The sequence below is a fragment of the Paenibacillus suaedae genome (assembly GCF_032337355.1).
Classification (GTDB): Bacteria; Bacillota; Bacilli; order Paenibacillales; family Paenibacillaceae; genus Paenibacillus_B; species Paenibacillus_B suaedae.
This window is the reverse complement of the sequence record NZ_JAVYAA010000006.1, coordinates 129,860-145,901: the sequence shown is the minus strand read 5'-3', so window position 1 is coordinate 145,901 and position 16,042 is coordinate 129,860. Positions and strand designations below refer to the sequence as shown.

Below are 16,042 nucleotides of genomic sequence, written 5' to 3'. Positions count from 1 at the left end.
GTAGGAGGATATCTATGAAAAGGGTATGGAGAACGGGAATTTTCATGCTGACGATTTTATCCCTGTTGAGCAGTTGCGCTGAACAAAAAGAAGAACTCGAGCCACTTCAGGCAGGAACAATCAAGGTCGTCTATCTCGATGAGGAATCATTCTATGAGGATTACGGGAAGTACTTCAAATTACAATTTCCACAAATCGACGTGGAAGTGATCAGCAAATCGAAGCTCATCACCGAATTCAATCATGTTACTGATTATAAGGAAGCGACAAGGAAGTTCCTGAATACATACAGTCCTGATGTATTGCTGTTAGATGAGGAGATGTTCAAAGCCTTCGTTGAGGAGGGTAAGCTATATAACTTGGAGACAGCCATTCATCAAGATAACTTCGATGTGGATGGGTTTATGCCTGGACTTATCGACAAGCTCAAAGCGTTAGGCAAGGGTGATCTGTACGGTCTTGTGCCGCGCGTCATCGTACATGCTCTGTACTACAATGCGGATCTGTTCAAGGAATATCAGGTTGAACCGCCGAGAAATAAAATGACCTGGCAAGAACTAATGGAACTGGCAGCAAGATTTGCGGGTTCAGGAAGTAGCGGCCAGCACGTGTACGGCTTGGAGGAAACCTATTCCGATCCCGGACGCGAGGTACTGAATATCGGCTTCGATTCTGGCTTGAGGCTATTTGATGAGAAGGCAGATCATGTGCTTATCAATACGGACGGCTGGAAAAGCGTCATGAAGCTCGTCACGGATGGAGTCCGCAGCGGGTCGGTGATTCTAAATTCGAATGGCAGCAACAAACATTTTATGAACAAAGAAGCGGCCATGATATTTGGTTCGCCAGATCTCATGCTGTCGCTCAAGCAGAACGGTATCCAAATGAATTGGGGCATCGCAACCATGCCCGTCCATTCAAATGATGAGTCCGTGAATATATCTTCACGTGAAATCTTCGCCATATCAGCCGCTTCTTCCAATAAGAGGGCAGCTTGGGAGCTGGTCAAGTTCGTAAACGGTGCAGACATGGCGAAATCCAATTCCAAAACATATAACGGGACATTGCCGTCGCGGACAGGATTTTTGAAGGAATACGACGGAAAAAGCCTAGAAGCCTTCTATATGCTAAAAGTGAGGGAAACAGCGAAAAAATGGGGGAACGCTCATGTTCCGGAGCCCTTTTTCCGCATGTTCGTGGAGCCGATGCGAGCAGAAATGCAGGCAGTGATTGAGAATCGAAAAACGGTTGATGAAGCAGCCGCCGTGTTGGAGGAAAAAGGACAAGCGGTGCTGATGCAAGCACGCAGTGAAACCGGAAAAAGAGGAATCGTTGATAGGAAGCGATGAGCTATGTACTCCACATATACATCATGTCACGAACGACAATAAAAGGGGAAGCGAGCGAATTATGCATAGAAAATATAAACTTGTACTTCTATTGCTGACAATCACGTCACTATTGGGTGGATGCTTTGGCGGAAATTCAGAGATGGCGCCGCTGAAAGACGGCAAAGGGAAGCTTAAGATCGTGTATCAGGATGAGGAATCATTCAATCGGGATTATGGGAATTTATTTCTAATGAAATATCCGGATATTGAAGTTGAAGTGATTGCTCAGGATGAGTTATTTGAACAATCCGAGCAGAATTCTTCCTTTGAATTAAATGAAGAAAAGAAGAGAGTAATAGAGAAGTATAAGCCTGATGTATTGCTGTTAAATGAGAGCATGTTCGAAGCCTTTGCCCAGGATGGGAGGCTGTATGACCTCGATATGGTCATCAACCAGGATAAATATGATATTGACGGATTCATGCCTGGGCTTATCGATAGGTTGAAAGAGAAGGGGAACGGAAAGCTATTCGGATTGGCGCCCTATTTCGAAACTCCTGTGTTGTATTACAATCGCGGGCTGTTCAAAGAATACAATATCGAACCGCCGCGAGACAAAATGAGTTGGAAAGAATTGTTGAACTTAGCTGGCCGATTCGGGAACGAGGGGGTATATGGCCTGTATCAAACGGAGAAGCCCGAAAAGCTGTTGTATAATATTGCGGCTGCCTCTGGGCTTCGACTGGTTGACGCTAAAGGAGAGAAACTGCTTATTCAATCCGAGGGCTGGAAGGAAGCTGTAACGATGACTGCTGATGCGATCCGCAATAAGTCCGTGTACATTCCGGAGCAAGACGCCAACAATGAGCGCAGGGATCGTTTTTACGAGCCTTTTCATCAAGAAAAAGCCGCGATGACATTTCAAGAGTCCTGGTTCACTGTTCGTTTGAAAGAAGTTCCGATGTATGAAAAAACGCCGAAGATCGATTGGGGTATTGTTACGACACCAGTCGATCCGGCCAACCCGAATGAATCTGCCTATGTGCATTTGTCAGAAATTTATGCGATATCCGCAAATTCTGAAAATAAGCGGGCAGCATGGGAATTTATCCAATTCATAAATGGAACGGACATGGCTCAGGTCGCCACGCTGGGGAATAACGGGAAGCTGCCGACGCGCACAGGCTATTTTAAAGATCTGGAAGGCAGAAGCACGGAGCCATTCTATCTTCTAAAGCCAAAAGAAGGGGTAAGGCTGTTGGAAGATAAGAACATTCCTCACGGGTTTAATGACCTGTTCGACCCGTTATTATCAGAAGCAATGCAAGCGATCATAGATAAACAGAAAACGATAGATGAAGCCCTCGCAGAGCTGGAAATGAAGGGGCAGCAAGCATTAATAAAAGCGCGTGAAGCGGCAGCGAAGAAATCGTAGGGCAATCTTATAATCTGGTTCTGTGCATGCGGAGCCAAATGCATAAATTTCACAGGGGAGAGAAGAGAATTGCGAGTGCAAAAAAACTGGAAAATGGGGATAATGCTTCTCATTATGATGTCATTGGTAAGTGGTTGTTTTGGTAGAGAATCGGAACGAGAGTCCGTCAATAAGGTCAAAGGTACAATTAGAGTCGTCTATCAGGATGAAAGTGCATTCAATCGTGATTATGGACAACTGTTCAAACTGAAGCAGCCTGATATTGATGTTGAAGTGGTGAGTAAATCGGAGTTGTACTCCAAGTTCGGAGATCCTGATTTCGATTTTGAGACAGAGTCGCAGAAACTGCTGGACAAGTATAAGCCCGATGTATTGCTGCTGGATGAGACATCGTTCAAAGAATTTGCCCAAGGCGGCAAGCTGTATGCGATTGATGGAGTCATTAAGCGAGATCGTTATGATGTAGAAGGGTTCATGCCAGGTCTTACCGACAGGCTCAAAGCAATGGGCAAGGGGACACTGTACGGACTCTCCCCCACTATAGATACCACTGTATTATACTACAATCGTGATTTATTCAAGGAGCACAATATTGAACCTCCTCGAAATCAAATGAGCTGGAAGGAATTTTTCGAACTGGCCGCGAGAGTAGCGAATGCCAGTAGTAAAGATAAGCCTTTGTATGCGTTAGCCCAAGAATATGGCGGAGCAGACAGCATGATGTATTCGATTGCTTCCTCAACTGGCTTGAGGATGTTCGATGCCAAGGGAGAGCAGCTGTTGATCAACTCGGAGGGCTGGAAGGAGGCCATCCAGCAGGCGACGGATGCAGTGCGGAGCAAGGCGCTGTATATTCCACCGGCCACGAAAGGTCCTCAGCCCATTGAACCGGGGAAAGGGCTCTTCTTCACAGGTCAGGCTGCAATGAAGCTGGGAACACCGTGGGATTTGGAGCATCTAAGGGATAAGAAAGCTGAGAAAATCAATTGGGATGTCGTGACAACTCCAGTCGATCCTGCGACACCCGATGAAACCGGAAATATAATCATTCGCGAAATTTATGCGATTGCAGCTGATTCCGACAATAAGGAGGCCGCGTGGGAACTCGTTAAATTTATAAACGGCGCGGACATGGCCAAGGTGGCAGCTCGAACGACTGTTGGCATGATCCCCACGATCCCTTCACGGCCGGAATATTTCAAGGAATTGGACGGCAGAAGCACGGGAGCATTCTATACATTGAAACCGAAGGAACTGTCCGTATTTGATGCGCTGTGGGGCAACAATAACGTTCCTGATGACTATAGCAGTTCTTTCCGGCCAATGCTGAATGAGGCGCTGCAGGCCATTATTGACAATGAGAAATCGGTGGATGAGGCGGTGAATGAACTGCAGACGAAGGGCCAAGAAGCGCTGCGGGTCGCGCATGAACTACAACAAGAGAAACAAATGCACGGCAAAAATAACAAATAAAATAGACTGATCCGAATGTCTTGAAATCCGTTAAAGTCCACACTTTGACGGATTTTTTTATTTGCTGACCTATTGAGATTGACATCAAATGACTTGCACTGACTTGCTTCAAGCGTACGGTTCACCGATAGCTGACGCCCTCTGTCCCAATAAATTTCGCAATGCGTCACATTTCACATGATCCGGATTGTTATATATTAGGAAAGCTTCTTGGAAGAGTAAAACTGAGACGATTTCCTGCCCCGAGGAAAAGAACAGAAATGGAGAAAAACGGAGATGGAGAGGGGGAGTAAGAAACATGAACAAAGGTTGGAGAATTGCAGTTCTACTCGTATTGGTCATGTCATTCATAGGCGGCTGCATGGGGAAGAAGGAAGTATTGGAACCGATTAAGCCAAGCAAGATCAAGCTGGTCTATCAAGATGAGGACGCATTTTACCGTGATTACGGAAAGTACTTCAATATGAAATATCCGCAGATTGAGGTTGAAGTCATTCCGCAGGTTCAGGTGCTCAAAAATCTCGGGAAGATGATTCACGCGGATGAATACGAGGCGGAAGTAAAGAAGCTGCTCGAAAAAACGGACGCAGATGTATATATGCTGGACAGCGGAATGTTCAAGCAGTTCGCCACCGACGGCAAACTCTATGACATTGAAGAAGCCATCCGGCAGGACGGCTATAATATCGAGGAGTTTATGCCGGGACTTATCGATTCGATCAAAAATCTGGGCAACGGGAAGCTGTATGGGCTGGCTCCACAAGTAAGCATTGGAGCTCTGTACTATAACACAAAATTGTTCAAGGAAAATCAAATTGATCCGCCGACGAACAAGATGACCTGGGAAGAGGTGCTGCAATTAGCAGCGAGATTTTCTAATGTTAAAAATGGAAACCGTCCTGTGCATGGCTTGTACTTTTCGAATGGCCATGCAGGCAATTTGATGTTCGATATCGCCGATACTTCAGGCTTAAAGCTTTTCGATCCGAAGGGGAAGAAGGTGCTCATCAATTCGGATGGCTGGAAAAAAGCAATGAAAATGGCTGTGGATGCCGTTCGCAACAATGCGGTTTATTTCCGTCCAGAAGATCAGATGTATTCGTCAAAAAGCGACTTTTTTGATGATGGTGTGGCTGCGATGACTATATCCGGCCCTCCTGCTACATATGCCGTTAGATTTAACGATGGTGAGCCGGTAGATTGGGAGGTCGTCACTGTCCCAATTGAGCCTGGGGTGGAATCGACGAATGTTTCCTTTTATCCGCTTTTTGCGGTTTCTGCGAATTCGACCAACAAGCGCGCTGCTTGGGAATTCGTCAAGTTTACAAGCGGATCGGAAATGGCTCATGCCCGATCACGGACGATGACTGGTAATTTACCTTCACGTACCGGTTATTTGAAGGAATTCAAGGGCAAGAGCATGGAACCGTTCTATATGCTGAAGACTCAGCACAACAGCGTCTGGATGAATGACTATGTTCCAATTCCTTTCTTCGGGAAGTTCTATAAGACGCTGGAGGAAGAGCTTCAGGCCGTTATCGATCACAAGAAGTCAGTAGATGAAGCGGCTGCCGCCTTGGAGATAAAGGGGCAGGAGCTATTATCAAAATTGCAAGAAGAAGCAAAACAGAAGACAAAAGGAAACACATAAGGAAACACATAAGGAATGTAAAGGGTGGGGAAACGTGCATCACAAATGGAAAATAACGATCCTGCTGCTAACGATCGTTTTCTTAATGAGCGGTTGCTTGGGCAAGAAGGAAGTGCTGGAACCGCTGCAGCCAAGCAAAATCAAGGTGGTCTACCGGGATGAGGACGCCTTCTACCGCGATTACGGGAAGTATTTTCAAATGAAATATCCGCAAATTGAGGTCGAGGTTATTCCCGAGATGCAGCTGCTGAAAAAGCTTGGGAAAATCATTAATGCGGATGACTATTTTGTAGAAAAAAAGAAGCTGCTGGAGAGCTCGGGCGCGGATGTATTTTTACTGGACGATTATATATTCAAGCTCTTTGCCCAAGATGGCAAGCTGTATGATTTGGAGGACGCGATCCGCCAGGATGAGTATGATGTGGATGGCTTTATGCCGGGATTGCTGGACAATATCAAAAGTTTGGGCAACGGGAAGCTGTACGGACTGGCTCCATCCTTCAACAGGGAGGTTCTATATTATAACAAGGCCTTATTTAAGGAGCATCAAATCGAACCACCGAGGAACAGCATGACCTGGCAGGAACTATTTGATTTGGCTGCGAGATTTTCTAATATTGGTGCTGGCGACAATAAGGTGTACGGCTTGTATGAATACTTCGGAGACCCAGGCAGGCTGATGTATCAAATCGCTGATACATCCGGCTTAAGACTGTTCGATCCAAAGGGAGAAAAGGTGCTTCTAAATTCAGAGGGCTGGAAAGATGCAATGAAGCTGGCAGTGGGTGCGGTACGCAATAAATCGGTCTATTTCCATCCTGAGAGTCAAGTGTATACACAAAAAAGCTACTTTTTCGAAGGGAAAGCCGCAATGATGATTGCGAATTCCTTCGTGATGATGGAATTGAAGCAGCGGCCTACTTATGTGGAGGGGGAGAAGCCGATAGATTGGGGCGCGGTCACGGTGCCGATTGATCCTGCGGAGCCATCGCAATCCATTTCTCTTTTCGAAATCGCTGCAATTGCAGCCGACTCGCCGAATAAACGTGCAGCCTGGGAATTCGTCAAGTTCGTGAATGGAGAGGAAATGGCCCAATCTCGTTCAAGAACAATAAACGGCTCGCTCCCCTCACGTACCGGCTATGCAAAGGAAATCGACGGCAAGAGCACGGAAGCCTTCTATCTGCTGAAGGTCAAGCAGGGGAACACGATATGGATGAATGAGCATGTTCCAGATGTCTTCTTCCGATTGTTCGATAAGCCGCTGCAGGAAGAGATGCAAGCTGTTATTGATAATAAGAAATCAGTGGACGAAGCGTTAGCCGAGCTGGAGATCAAGGGGCAAGAGGTACTCCTAAAAGCGCGCGAAGCAGCGGAGAAGAAGCCTTAAAAGGCTTCATAAGAAATCTGTATTTATATTTCACAATAGAAGAAGCAAAGGGTTCGCTACTTCGTACAGGTTTAATCAAAAAAAGGAGCTAGAAAAATATGCATCATAGATGGAAAGTTGCAATTCTGCTGTTGACGATCGTTTCCCTAATGAGCGGTTGCTTCGGCAAGAAGGAAGTGCTTGAGCCATTGCAGCCAAGCAAAATCAAGGTGGTCTACCAGGATGAGGACGCCTTCTACCGCGATTACGGGAAGTATTTTCATATGAAATATCCGCAGATTGAAGTTGAAGTCATCCCTCAGGTTCAGGTGCTCAAAAATCTCGGCCCTATGATTAGCGGAGAAGATTGGGACGCGGAAATGAAGAAACTGCTGAAAAACTCCGGTGCTGACGTATTAAGGATGGAGACAAATATGTTTCAATCATTTGCGAAAAATGGCATGTTGTATGAGTTAGATGATGTAATCCGGCAGGACGACTATGATATGCAGGGCTTTTTGCCAGGGGTAATCGACAGAATTAAAAGCTTAGGCAATGGCAAGCTGTATGGGCTTGCTCCTTATGTGGATCGACAGGCTTTATACTATAACGCAGCATTGTTCAAAGAGCATCACATCGAACCGCCAAAGAACAATATGACCTGGCAGGAAGTGTTTGATTTGTCTGAAAGATTTGCCAATATTGGAAGCGGCGAAAGTAAGGTGCACGGGTACTACGAATGGATAGGAAGCTTACGCTACTTCTTGTTCAGAATCGCCGATACCTCTGGATTGAGGCTGTTCGATCCGAAGGGAGAGAAGGTGATTCTGAACACTGAGGGCTGGAAAAAAGCGATCAAGCAGACAACAGATGCGATGCGCAGCAAAACGGTATTTTTCCATCCGGAAGGCCAGATTTATTCGCAAAAAAGTTATTTTTATAATGATCAAGCTGCGATGATGATTAGCAATGCTTACACATCCCTGGAGCTTATCAATAACAAGAAAGATTGGGGTGTCGTTACAGCGCCAATAGATCCTGCAATGGATTCTTCAAGTATCGACTTTGAATTCATCTATGCAGTTGCAGCCGACTCAGCCAACAAGCGTGCAGCCTGGGAATTCGTCAAGTTCGTGAATGGCCCGGAAATGGCGCAGGCCCGCTCTCGTACACTTAAGGGCCAGCTTCCTTCGCGCAACGGCTATATGAAGGACATAAAGGGCAGAAGTACGGACCCGTACTATATGCCAAAGATCAGGGCGGAGAACAACATTGAGAGAGATGAGCGTATCCCATCCGGGTTCTTCCCATCATTCGATAAGCTGCTGCGTGTGGAGTTGGATGCCGTCGTCGCGAACGAGAAAACAGTTGATGAGGCGGCAGCTGCTCTTGAGGTGAAAGCACAGGAATTGCTAATGAAAGTACGAGAATCAGCAAACAAGGACAAGGCAAAATAGGGAGCGTGTGGAACGTGTTGAAAAATGGGAAGAGCATCATTATGCTGCTGACGATCATGTCTCTTTTAAGCGGCTGCTTCGGAGAACGATCAGAGCTTGCGCCATTAAAGGACGGCAAGGGGAAGATCAGGGTCGTCTATCAAGATGAAGATCGATTTTATAGTGATTATGGGAACTTCTTTAAAATGATGAACCCTGACATTGATATTGAGGTTATCAGTGAAGCGGAATTGTTTGATGATGCGGAGAAAAACGGGGCATTCAATTTGACCGAGGAGAAGAAAAAGCTGCTCGACAAATATAAGCCGGACGTACTGTTTTTGAATGAAAGCATGTTTGAGGCCTTCGCTCAAGAAGGAAGGTTGTATGACATAGAGCCGGCTATTAGCCAGGATCAATACAAGCTGGACGGATTCATGCCTGGACTTATCGATAGGCTGCGGGCAAAAGGGAACGGAAAGTTGTACGGGCTTACTCCATCCTTCGAGACAAATGTCATCTATTATAATCGCAATTTGTTCAAGAAGTATCAAATCGAGCCGCCAAACGGGAAAATGACGTGGAAGGAGCTTCTTGATCTGGCAGAGAGATTTGCGAGTGTCGAATCGGGAAAGAAGCAAGTGTTTGGCTTGTATCAAACGAGAGGTCCAGCAAGTTTGTTGTATGATATCGCTGCTGCATCGGCACTTAAGCTAGTTGATGCGAAATCAGGCAAGCTGTTGATCGATTCGGATGGTTGGAAAGAAGCGATGAAGATGACGGCAGATGCCGTCCGCAATCATGCGGCTTATGCTCCTCCTCCAATGAAGGAAGGCGAACAGCTTGATGGATACGATGACGCCGACTATGAGAAACATAGAGACTACTTGAAGCAGTACAGCCGATCTAACGAGATGTTCTACATGGGTCATGCAGCCATGACGATTCAAGCGCCGTGGTTTGCTTCCTTCTTGCGGGATATTCCCTACTATTCGAAGACCCCGGAGATCGACTGGGGCATCGCGGCCGCACCTGTTAATCCTGCTATGCCCGATGAATCGGCTTACGTGAAATTGTCGGAAATCTATGCCATATCAGCGGATTCTCCGAATAAGCGGGCGGCTTGGGAATTTGTCAAGTTCGTGAATGGTCCGGAAATGGCACAGGTTGCGGGGAAGGCAATGAACGATACGCTCCCCACGCGGTCAGACTATTTCAAGGATTTTAGAGGGCGGGAAACGGATGCGTTCTATCTGTTAAAGCCAATGCAAGTCAGTGGAGTGTCTGATAAAAAGAGTATTCCGGCGGGTTTCCATTCCGAATTTGATGCTTTACTGTCGGATGCATTGAATTCTGTGATTGAAAAAGAGAAAACACTGGACGATGCAGTTGCCGAGCTTCAAATCAAGGGACAAGAGATATTGGATAGGTCGCGGGAAACCAAGCAGTAATAGTAAATGGTTCAGAAAAAGATCGAGAGCAGGGACGACGAAATGTTCCTGCTCTCGATCTTTTTTTGTGCACAATTTTGACTCAAACCGAAATCAGTGCTTGTTCTTTGACTCAGTAAATTTCGGAATGCGTCACATTTCACATAATCCGGATTGTTATATATTAGGAAAGCTTCTTGGGAGGGTGAATCTAAAACGGGTTCCTTCCCCGGAGAAAAGAATGGAGATGGAGAAGAAGAAATATGTACAAAGATTAAGATTTGCAGTGATACTCGTATTGATTTTGTCATTCATAGGCGGCTGCTTGGGCAAGAAGGAAGTGCTGGAACCGCTGCAGCCAAGCAAGATCAAGCTGGTCTATCAAGATGAGGAGGCCTTCTACCATGATTACGGAAAGTACTTCAGTATGAAATATCCACAGATTGAGGTTGAAGTCATTCCGGAGGTTCAAGTGCTCAAAAATCTCGGGAAGATGATTCGTGCGGATGAATATGAGGCGGAAGTAAAGAAGCTGCTCGAGAAGGCGGATGTAGATGTATATATGCTGGACAGCGGAATGTTCGAGCAATTCGCCGCCGACGGGAAGCTTTATGATATTGGAGAAGTCATCGGGCAGGACGGCTATAATGTCGAGGAGTTTATGCCGGGGCTTATCGATTCGATCAAAAACCTGGGCAACGGCAAGTTGTATGGGTTGACTCCCCAAGTAAGCGTTCGTGCGCTGTACTACAATACAAAATTGTTCAAGGAAAATCAGATCGACCCGCCTACGAACAAGATGACTTGGCAGGAGGTACTTCATTTAGCTTCGAGATTCACTAATGTCAAACAAGGTAACGATCCCGTACATGGCATGTACTATTCCTATGGCGATGCGGGCACGGTGATGTTCGATATCGCCGATAGTTCTGGATTGAAGCTATTCGATCCGAAAGGGGAGAAGGTGCTAATCAATTCAGATAGTTGGAAAAAAGCAATAAAACTGGCGACGGATGCCGTGCGCAGCGAAGCGGTATATTTCGCTCCAGAAGAGCAGATCTATCCATCAGAAAACGACTTCTATAACGGTCAGGCCGCTATGACGATAGGTACCACTCCAATAACGGGATTCGTCAGAAATAACGACGTGCCGGTGGATTGGGAAGTTGTTACTTTTCCAATTGAACCCGGGTACGAATCGATAGGTGTTTCTCTCTATTCGCTCTTTGCAGTCTCAGCCAACTCGCCAAATAAACGAGCTGCCTGGGAATTCGTTAAGTTCACAAGCGGTCCGGAGATGGCTCATGCCCGTTCAAGGACGATGAGCGGCGCTATGCCTTCGCGTACGGGCTATTTGAAGGAATTTAAAGGAAAGAGCATGGAAGCATTCTATATGTTGAATGTCAAGAACAGAGACAGTATAGGGGGGAATGTATCCGAATCCGAATTTTACAGGCTCTTCAATAAGACGCTGGAGGGAGAGCTTCAGGCCGTTATCGATAACAAGAAGTCAGTAGATGAAGCGGCTGCCGCGTTGGAGATAAAGGGGCAGGAGATATTGTCTAAATTGCAAGAAGAGTCGAAAAAGAAGGCAATAGGAAGCTCAAAGGAAGCTCATAAGTAAAGGAACGGTGAGGAAACAACGTGCATAACAAATGGAAAATAGCAATCCCGCTGCTAACGATCCTCTCTTTGATAAGCGGCTGCTTCGGCAAGAAGGAAGTGCTGGAACCGCTGCAGCCAAGCAAAATCAAGGTGGTCTATCAGGATGAGGAAGCCTTCTACCACGATTACGGGAAATATTTTCATATGAAATATCCGCAAATTGAGGTCGAGGTCATTCCGGAGACGCAGGTGCTGAAAAAGCTTGGGAAAATCATTAATGCGGATGACTATTTTGTAGAAAAAAAGAAGCTGCTGGAGAACTCGGGGGCGGATGTATTTTTACTGGATGATTATATATTCAAGCTATTTGCTCAAGATGGCAAGCTGTATGATTTGGAGGGCGCGATCCGCCAGGATGAATATGATGTCGATGGCTTTATGCCGGGATTGCTGGACAATATCAAAAATATGGGCAACGGCAAGCTGTACGGACTGGCGCCATCCTTCGACAGGGAGGTTCTTTATTATAACAAGGCCTTATTTAAGGAGCATCAAATCGAACCGCCGAGGAACAACATGACCTGGCAGGAACTATTTCATTTGGCCGCGAGATTTTCTAATGTCGGTGCTGGCGACAGTAAGGTGTACGGCTTGTATGAATACTTCGGAGATCCAGGCAGGCTGATGTATCGAATCGCTGATACGTACGGTTTTAGGCTGTTCGATCCAAAGGGAGAGAAGGTGCTTCTGAATTCGGATGGATGGAAACAAGCAATGAAGCTTACAGGGGATGCGATACGCAATAAATCGTTGTTTTTCCATCCAGAGGGTCAAATGTATACACAAAAAAGCTACTTTTTCGAAGGAAAAGCTGCGATGATGCGTGCAAATGCTTTCGTGATGTTGGAATTGAAGCATCGGACTAGTTTTGGAGGGAAGCCGATAGATTGGGGCGCCGTCACGGTGCCAATCGATCCTGCGGAACCGTCACAGTCGATTTCTCTCAACCAAATCGTTGCAATTGCAGCCGATTCGCCGAATAAGCGTGCTGCCTGGGAATTTGTCAAGTTCGCGAATGGAGAGGGAATGGCCCAATCTCGTTCAAGAACAATGAACGGTTCACTCCCTACACGTACCGGCTATGCAAAGGAAATCGACGGCAAGAGCATGGAAGTATTTTATTTGCTGAAGGTCAGGCAGAGGGATGCAGTATGGATGAATGAACATGTTCCAGCTGGCTTCATCCAACTGTTCGATAAGCCGTTGCAGGAAGAGATGCAAGCTGTTATTGATAATAAGAAATCAGTGGACGAAGCGTTAGCGGAGCTGGAGATCAAGGGGCGAGAGGTACTCCTAAAAGTGCGTGAAGCACCGGAGAAGAAGCATTGAAAGGCTTCACAAGCTGCCTATGATTACATTCCACAATAGAAGAAGCAAAGGGTTCGCTACTACGTACAGGTTTAATCAAGAAGGAGCTAGAAAAATATGCATCATAGATGGAAAGTTGCAATTCTGCTGTTGACGATCATTTCCCTAATGGGCGGCTGCTTCGGCAAGAAGGAAGCGCTGGAGCCATTGCAGCCAAGTAAAATCAAGGTGCTCTATCAGGATGAGGAGGCATTCTACCGCGATTACGGGAAGTATTTTCATATGAAATATCCGCAGATTGAAGTCGAAGTCATCTCGGAGATTCAGGTGCTCAAAAATCTTGGGAAGACGATTAGCGCGGAAGATTGGGATGCGGAAAAGAAGAAACTGCTGGAGAACTCCGGTGCTGACGTATTAAGGATGTATGGAGAAACGTTTCAATCATTTGCGAAAGATGGCAAGCTGTACGAGTTAGAGGAAGTAATCCGGCAGGATGACTATGATATGAAGGGCTTTTTACCGGGGTTGATCGACAGAATCAAAAGCTTAGGCAACGGCAAGCTATACGGGCTTGCTCCTTTTGTCGACAGACAGGTTTTATACTATAACGCAGCGTTGTTCAAGGAGCATCAAATCGAACCGCCGAAGAACAATATGACCTGGCAGGAAGTGTTGGATTTGTCTGCGAGATTTGCCAATATCGGAAGCGGCGAGAATAAGGTGCACGGATACTACGAATGGGTAGGAAGTTTACGCTACTTCTTGTTCGAAATCGCCGATACCTCTGGATTGAGACTGTTCGATCCGAAGGGAGAGAAGGTGCTTCTGAACACAGAGGGCTGGAAAAGAGCGATCAAGCAGACAACAGATGCGATGCGCAGCAAAACGGTGTTCTTCCATCCGGAAGGCCAAATTCATACGCAAAAAAGTTATTTTCGTAATGATCAAGCTGCGATGATGATAAGCAATGCTAACACAGCTCAGGAGCTTAGAAATAGTAAGAAAGATTGGGGTGTAGTTACAGCGCCAATCGATCCTGCAATGGATTCTTCAAGTATCGAATTTGGATACATCTATGCAGTTGCAGCCGACTCCGCCAACAAGCGTGCAGCCTGGGAATTCGTCAAGTTCGTGAACGGCCCGGAAATGGCGCAGGCCCGTTCTCGTGCACTGTGGGACGGGCTTCCTTCACGCAACGGTTATTTGAAGGACATAAAGGGCAGAAGTACGGATCCGTTCTATGTGCCGAAGATCAGGACGGAGAACAACATTCAGAGAGATGCGCGTATCCCGTTCAAGTTCTTCGTATTATTCGATAAGCCGCTGCGTGTGGAGCTGGATGCCGTCGTCGCGAACGAGAAAACAGTTGATGAGGCAGCAGCTGCTCTTGAGGAGAAGGCACAGGAATTGCTAATGAAAGTACGAGAAGCTGCAAACAAGGACAAAGCAAAATAGGGAGAGTGTGAAATACGTGCTAAAAAAGTGGAAGATTTGTATAGTACTGCTGACAATGATATCACTCTTAAGCGGCTGCTTCGGAGAACGATCAGAGCTTGCGCCATTAAAGGACGGCAAGGGGAAGATCAGGGTCGTCTATCAAGATGAAGATCGATTTTATAGTGATTATGGGAACTTCTTCAAAATGATGAACCCTGATATCGACATTGAGGTTATCAGTGAAGCAGAACTATTTGACGAAGCCGAAAAAAACGAGGCATTCAATTTGACAGAAGAAAAGAAAAAGCTGCTCGATAAATACAAGCCGGACGTGCTGTTTTTGAATGAAAGCATGTTTGAGGCCTTCGCTTAAGAAGGAAAGCTGTATGACATTGAGCCGGCTATTAGCCAGGATCAATACAAGCTGGACGGATTCATGCCTGGACTTATTGATAGGCTGCGGGCAAAAGGGAACGGAAAGCTATACGGGCTTACTCCATCCTTTGAGACAAACGTCATCTATTATAATCGCAATTTGTTCAAGAAGTATCAAATTGAGCTGCCAAACGGGAAAATGACGTGGAAGGAGCTTCTTGATCTGGCAGAGAGATTTGCGAGCGTTGAATCAGGAAAGAAGCAAGTGTTTGGTTTGTATCAAACGAAAGGGCCAGCAAGTTTGATGTATGATATCGCTGCTGCATCGGCACTTAAGCTAGTTGACGCGAAATCAGGCAAGCTGTTGATCGATTCGGATGGCTGGAAAGAAGCGATGAAGATGACGGCAGATGCCGTCCGCAATCATGCGGCTTATGCTCCTCCTCCAATGAAGGAAGGCGAACAGCTTGATGGATACGATGACGCCGACTATGAGAAACATAGAGACTACTTGAAGCAGTACAGCCGATCTAACGAGATGTTCTACATGGGTCATGCCGCAATGACGATTCAAGCGCCGTGGTTTGCTTCCTTCTTGCGGGATATTCCATACTACTCGAAGACACCGGAGATCGACTGGGGCATCGCGGCCGCGCCCGTTAATCCTGCTATGCCCGATGAATCGGCTTACGTGAAATTGTCGGAAATCTATGCCATATCTGCGGATTCTCCAAACAAGCGGGCAGCTTGGGAATTCGTCAAGTTCGTGAACGGGTCGGAAATGGCACAGGTTGCTGGCAAGGCAATGAACGATACACTCCCCACGCGGTCAGACTATTTCAAGGATTTTAGAGGGCGGGAAACGGATGCGTTCTATCTGTTAAAGCCAATGCAAGTCAGTGGAGTGTCTGATAAAAAGAGTATTCCGGCAGGATTCCATTCCGAATTTGATGCTTTACTGTCGGATGCATTGAATTCTGTGATTGAAAAAGAGAAAACACTGGATGAGGCGGTTGCTGAACTTCAAATCAAGGGGCAAGAGATATTGGATAGGTCGCGGGAAACCAAGCAGCAAAAGTAAATGTTCAGAAGAAGATCGAGAGCAGGGACGAAATGTTCCCGCACTCGGTCT

General features: G+C 46.3%; 12 protein-coding genes. All 12 read left to right on the top strand.

Features of this window, described 5'->3' with window-relative positions; all coding sequences use genetic code 11:
• Positions 1–14 precede the first annotated feature (14 nt).
• The 12 genes from RQP50_RS21985 (at position 15) to RQP50_RS21930 (ending at position 15,991) form a co-directional block, all read left to right on the top strand.
• Positions 15–1,349, top strand: coding sequence for an extracellular solute-binding protein (locus RQP50_RS21985; RefSeq protein WP_315746758.1), 1,335 nt, complete (start codon positions 15–17; stop codon positions 1,347–1,349).
• A gap of 61 nt (positions 1,350–1,410) precedes the next feature.
• Positions 1,411–2,766: an ABC transporter substrate-binding protein gene (locus tag RQP50_RS21980; RefSeq protein WP_315746757.1), complete on the top strand. Its 1,356-nt coding sequence runs from the start codon at positions 1,411–1,413 to the stop codon at positions 2,764–2,766.
• A gap of 75 nt (positions 2,767–2,841) precedes the next feature.
• Complete coding sequence (locus RQP50_RS21975) at positions 2,842–4,239, top strand: ABC transporter substrate-binding protein (RefSeq protein ID WP_315746881.1); 1,398 nt, start codon at positions 2,842–2,844, stop codon at positions 4,237–4,239.
• A 298-nt stretch (positions 4,240–4,537) separates the two neighbouring features.
• Positions 4,538–5,890, top strand: a complete 1,353-nt coding sequence (locus tag RQP50_RS21970; RefSeq protein ID WP_315746756.1) for an ABC transporter substrate-binding protein — start codon at positions 4,538–4,540, stop codon at positions 5,888–5,890.
• Between the two features lie 34 nt (positions 5,891–5,924).
• Positions 5,925–7,280, top strand: a complete 1,356-nt coding sequence (locus tag RQP50_RS21965; protein WP_315746755.1) for an ABC transporter substrate-binding protein — start codon at positions 5,925–5,927, stop codon at positions 7,278–7,280.
• 98 nt (positions 7,281–7,378) lie between these two features.
• A complete protein-coding gene (locus tag RQP50_RS21960) occupies positions 7,379–8,716 on the top strand; it encodes an ABC transporter substrate-binding protein (protein WP_315746754.1) in 1,338 nt (445 codons plus the stop codon).
• 14 nt (positions 8,717–8,730) lie between these two features.
• A complete protein-coding gene (locus RQP50_RS21955; RefSeq protein ID WP_227775141.1) occupies positions 8,731–10,146 on the top strand; it encodes an ABC transporter substrate-binding protein in 1,416 nt (471 codons plus the stop codon).
• Between the two features lie 184 nt (positions 10,147–10,330).
• Entirely contained in the window at positions 10,331–11,749 is a 1,419-nt protein-coding gene (locus RQP50_RS21950) for an ABC transporter substrate-binding protein (RefSeq protein WP_315746753.1), read from the top strand.
• A 20-nt stretch (positions 11,750–11,769) separates the two neighbouring features.
• Complete coding sequence (locus tag RQP50_RS21945) at positions 11,770–13,119, top strand: ABC transporter substrate-binding protein (protein WP_315746752.1); 1,350 nt, start codon at positions 11,770–11,772, stop codon at positions 13,117–13,119.
• Positions 13,120–13,215: 96 nt separating this feature from the next.
• A complete protein-coding gene (locus RQP50_RS21940; protein ID WP_315746751.1) occupies positions 13,216–14,553 on the top strand; it encodes an ABC transporter substrate-binding protein in 1,338 nt (445 codons plus the stop codon).
• A 16-nt stretch (positions 14,554–14,569) separates the two neighbouring features.
• Positions 14,570–14,908: a hypothetical protein gene (locus RQP50_RS21935; protein WP_315746750.1), complete on the top strand. Its 339-nt coding sequence runs from the start codon at positions 14,570–14,572 to the stop codon at positions 14,906–14,908.
• A gap of 9 nt (positions 14,909–14,917) precedes the next feature.
• Complete coding sequence (locus RQP50_RS21930; protein ID WP_315746880.1) at positions 14,918–15,991, top strand: extracellular solute-binding protein; 1,074 nt, start codon at positions 14,918–14,920, stop codon at positions 15,989–15,991.
• Positions 15,992–16,042: the final 51 nt, after the last annotated feature.

What these genes read in the sequence shown, in the direction of transcription:
- RQP50_RS21985 (WP_315746758.1), top strand. Translation starts at nt 15, where the DNA reads ATGAAAAGGGTATGGAGAACGGGAATTTTCATGCTGACGATTTTATCC.
- RQP50_RS21980 (WP_315746757.1), top strand. Translation starts at nt 1,411, where the DNA reads ATGCATAGAAAATATAAACTTGTACTTCTATTGCTGACAATCACGTCA.
- RQP50_RS21970 (WP_315746756.1), top strand. Translation starts at nt 4,538, where the DNA reads ATGAACAAAGGTTGGAGAATTGCAGTTCTACTCGTATTGGTCATGTCA.
- RQP50_RS21960 (WP_315746754.1), top strand. Translation starts at nt 7,379, where the DNA reads ATGCATCATAGATGGAAAGTTGCAATTCTGCTGTTGACGATCGTTTCC.
- RQP50_RS21940 (WP_315746751.1), top strand. Translation starts at nt 13,216, where the DNA reads ATGCATCATAGATGGAAAGTTGCAATTCTGCTGTTGACGATCATTTCC.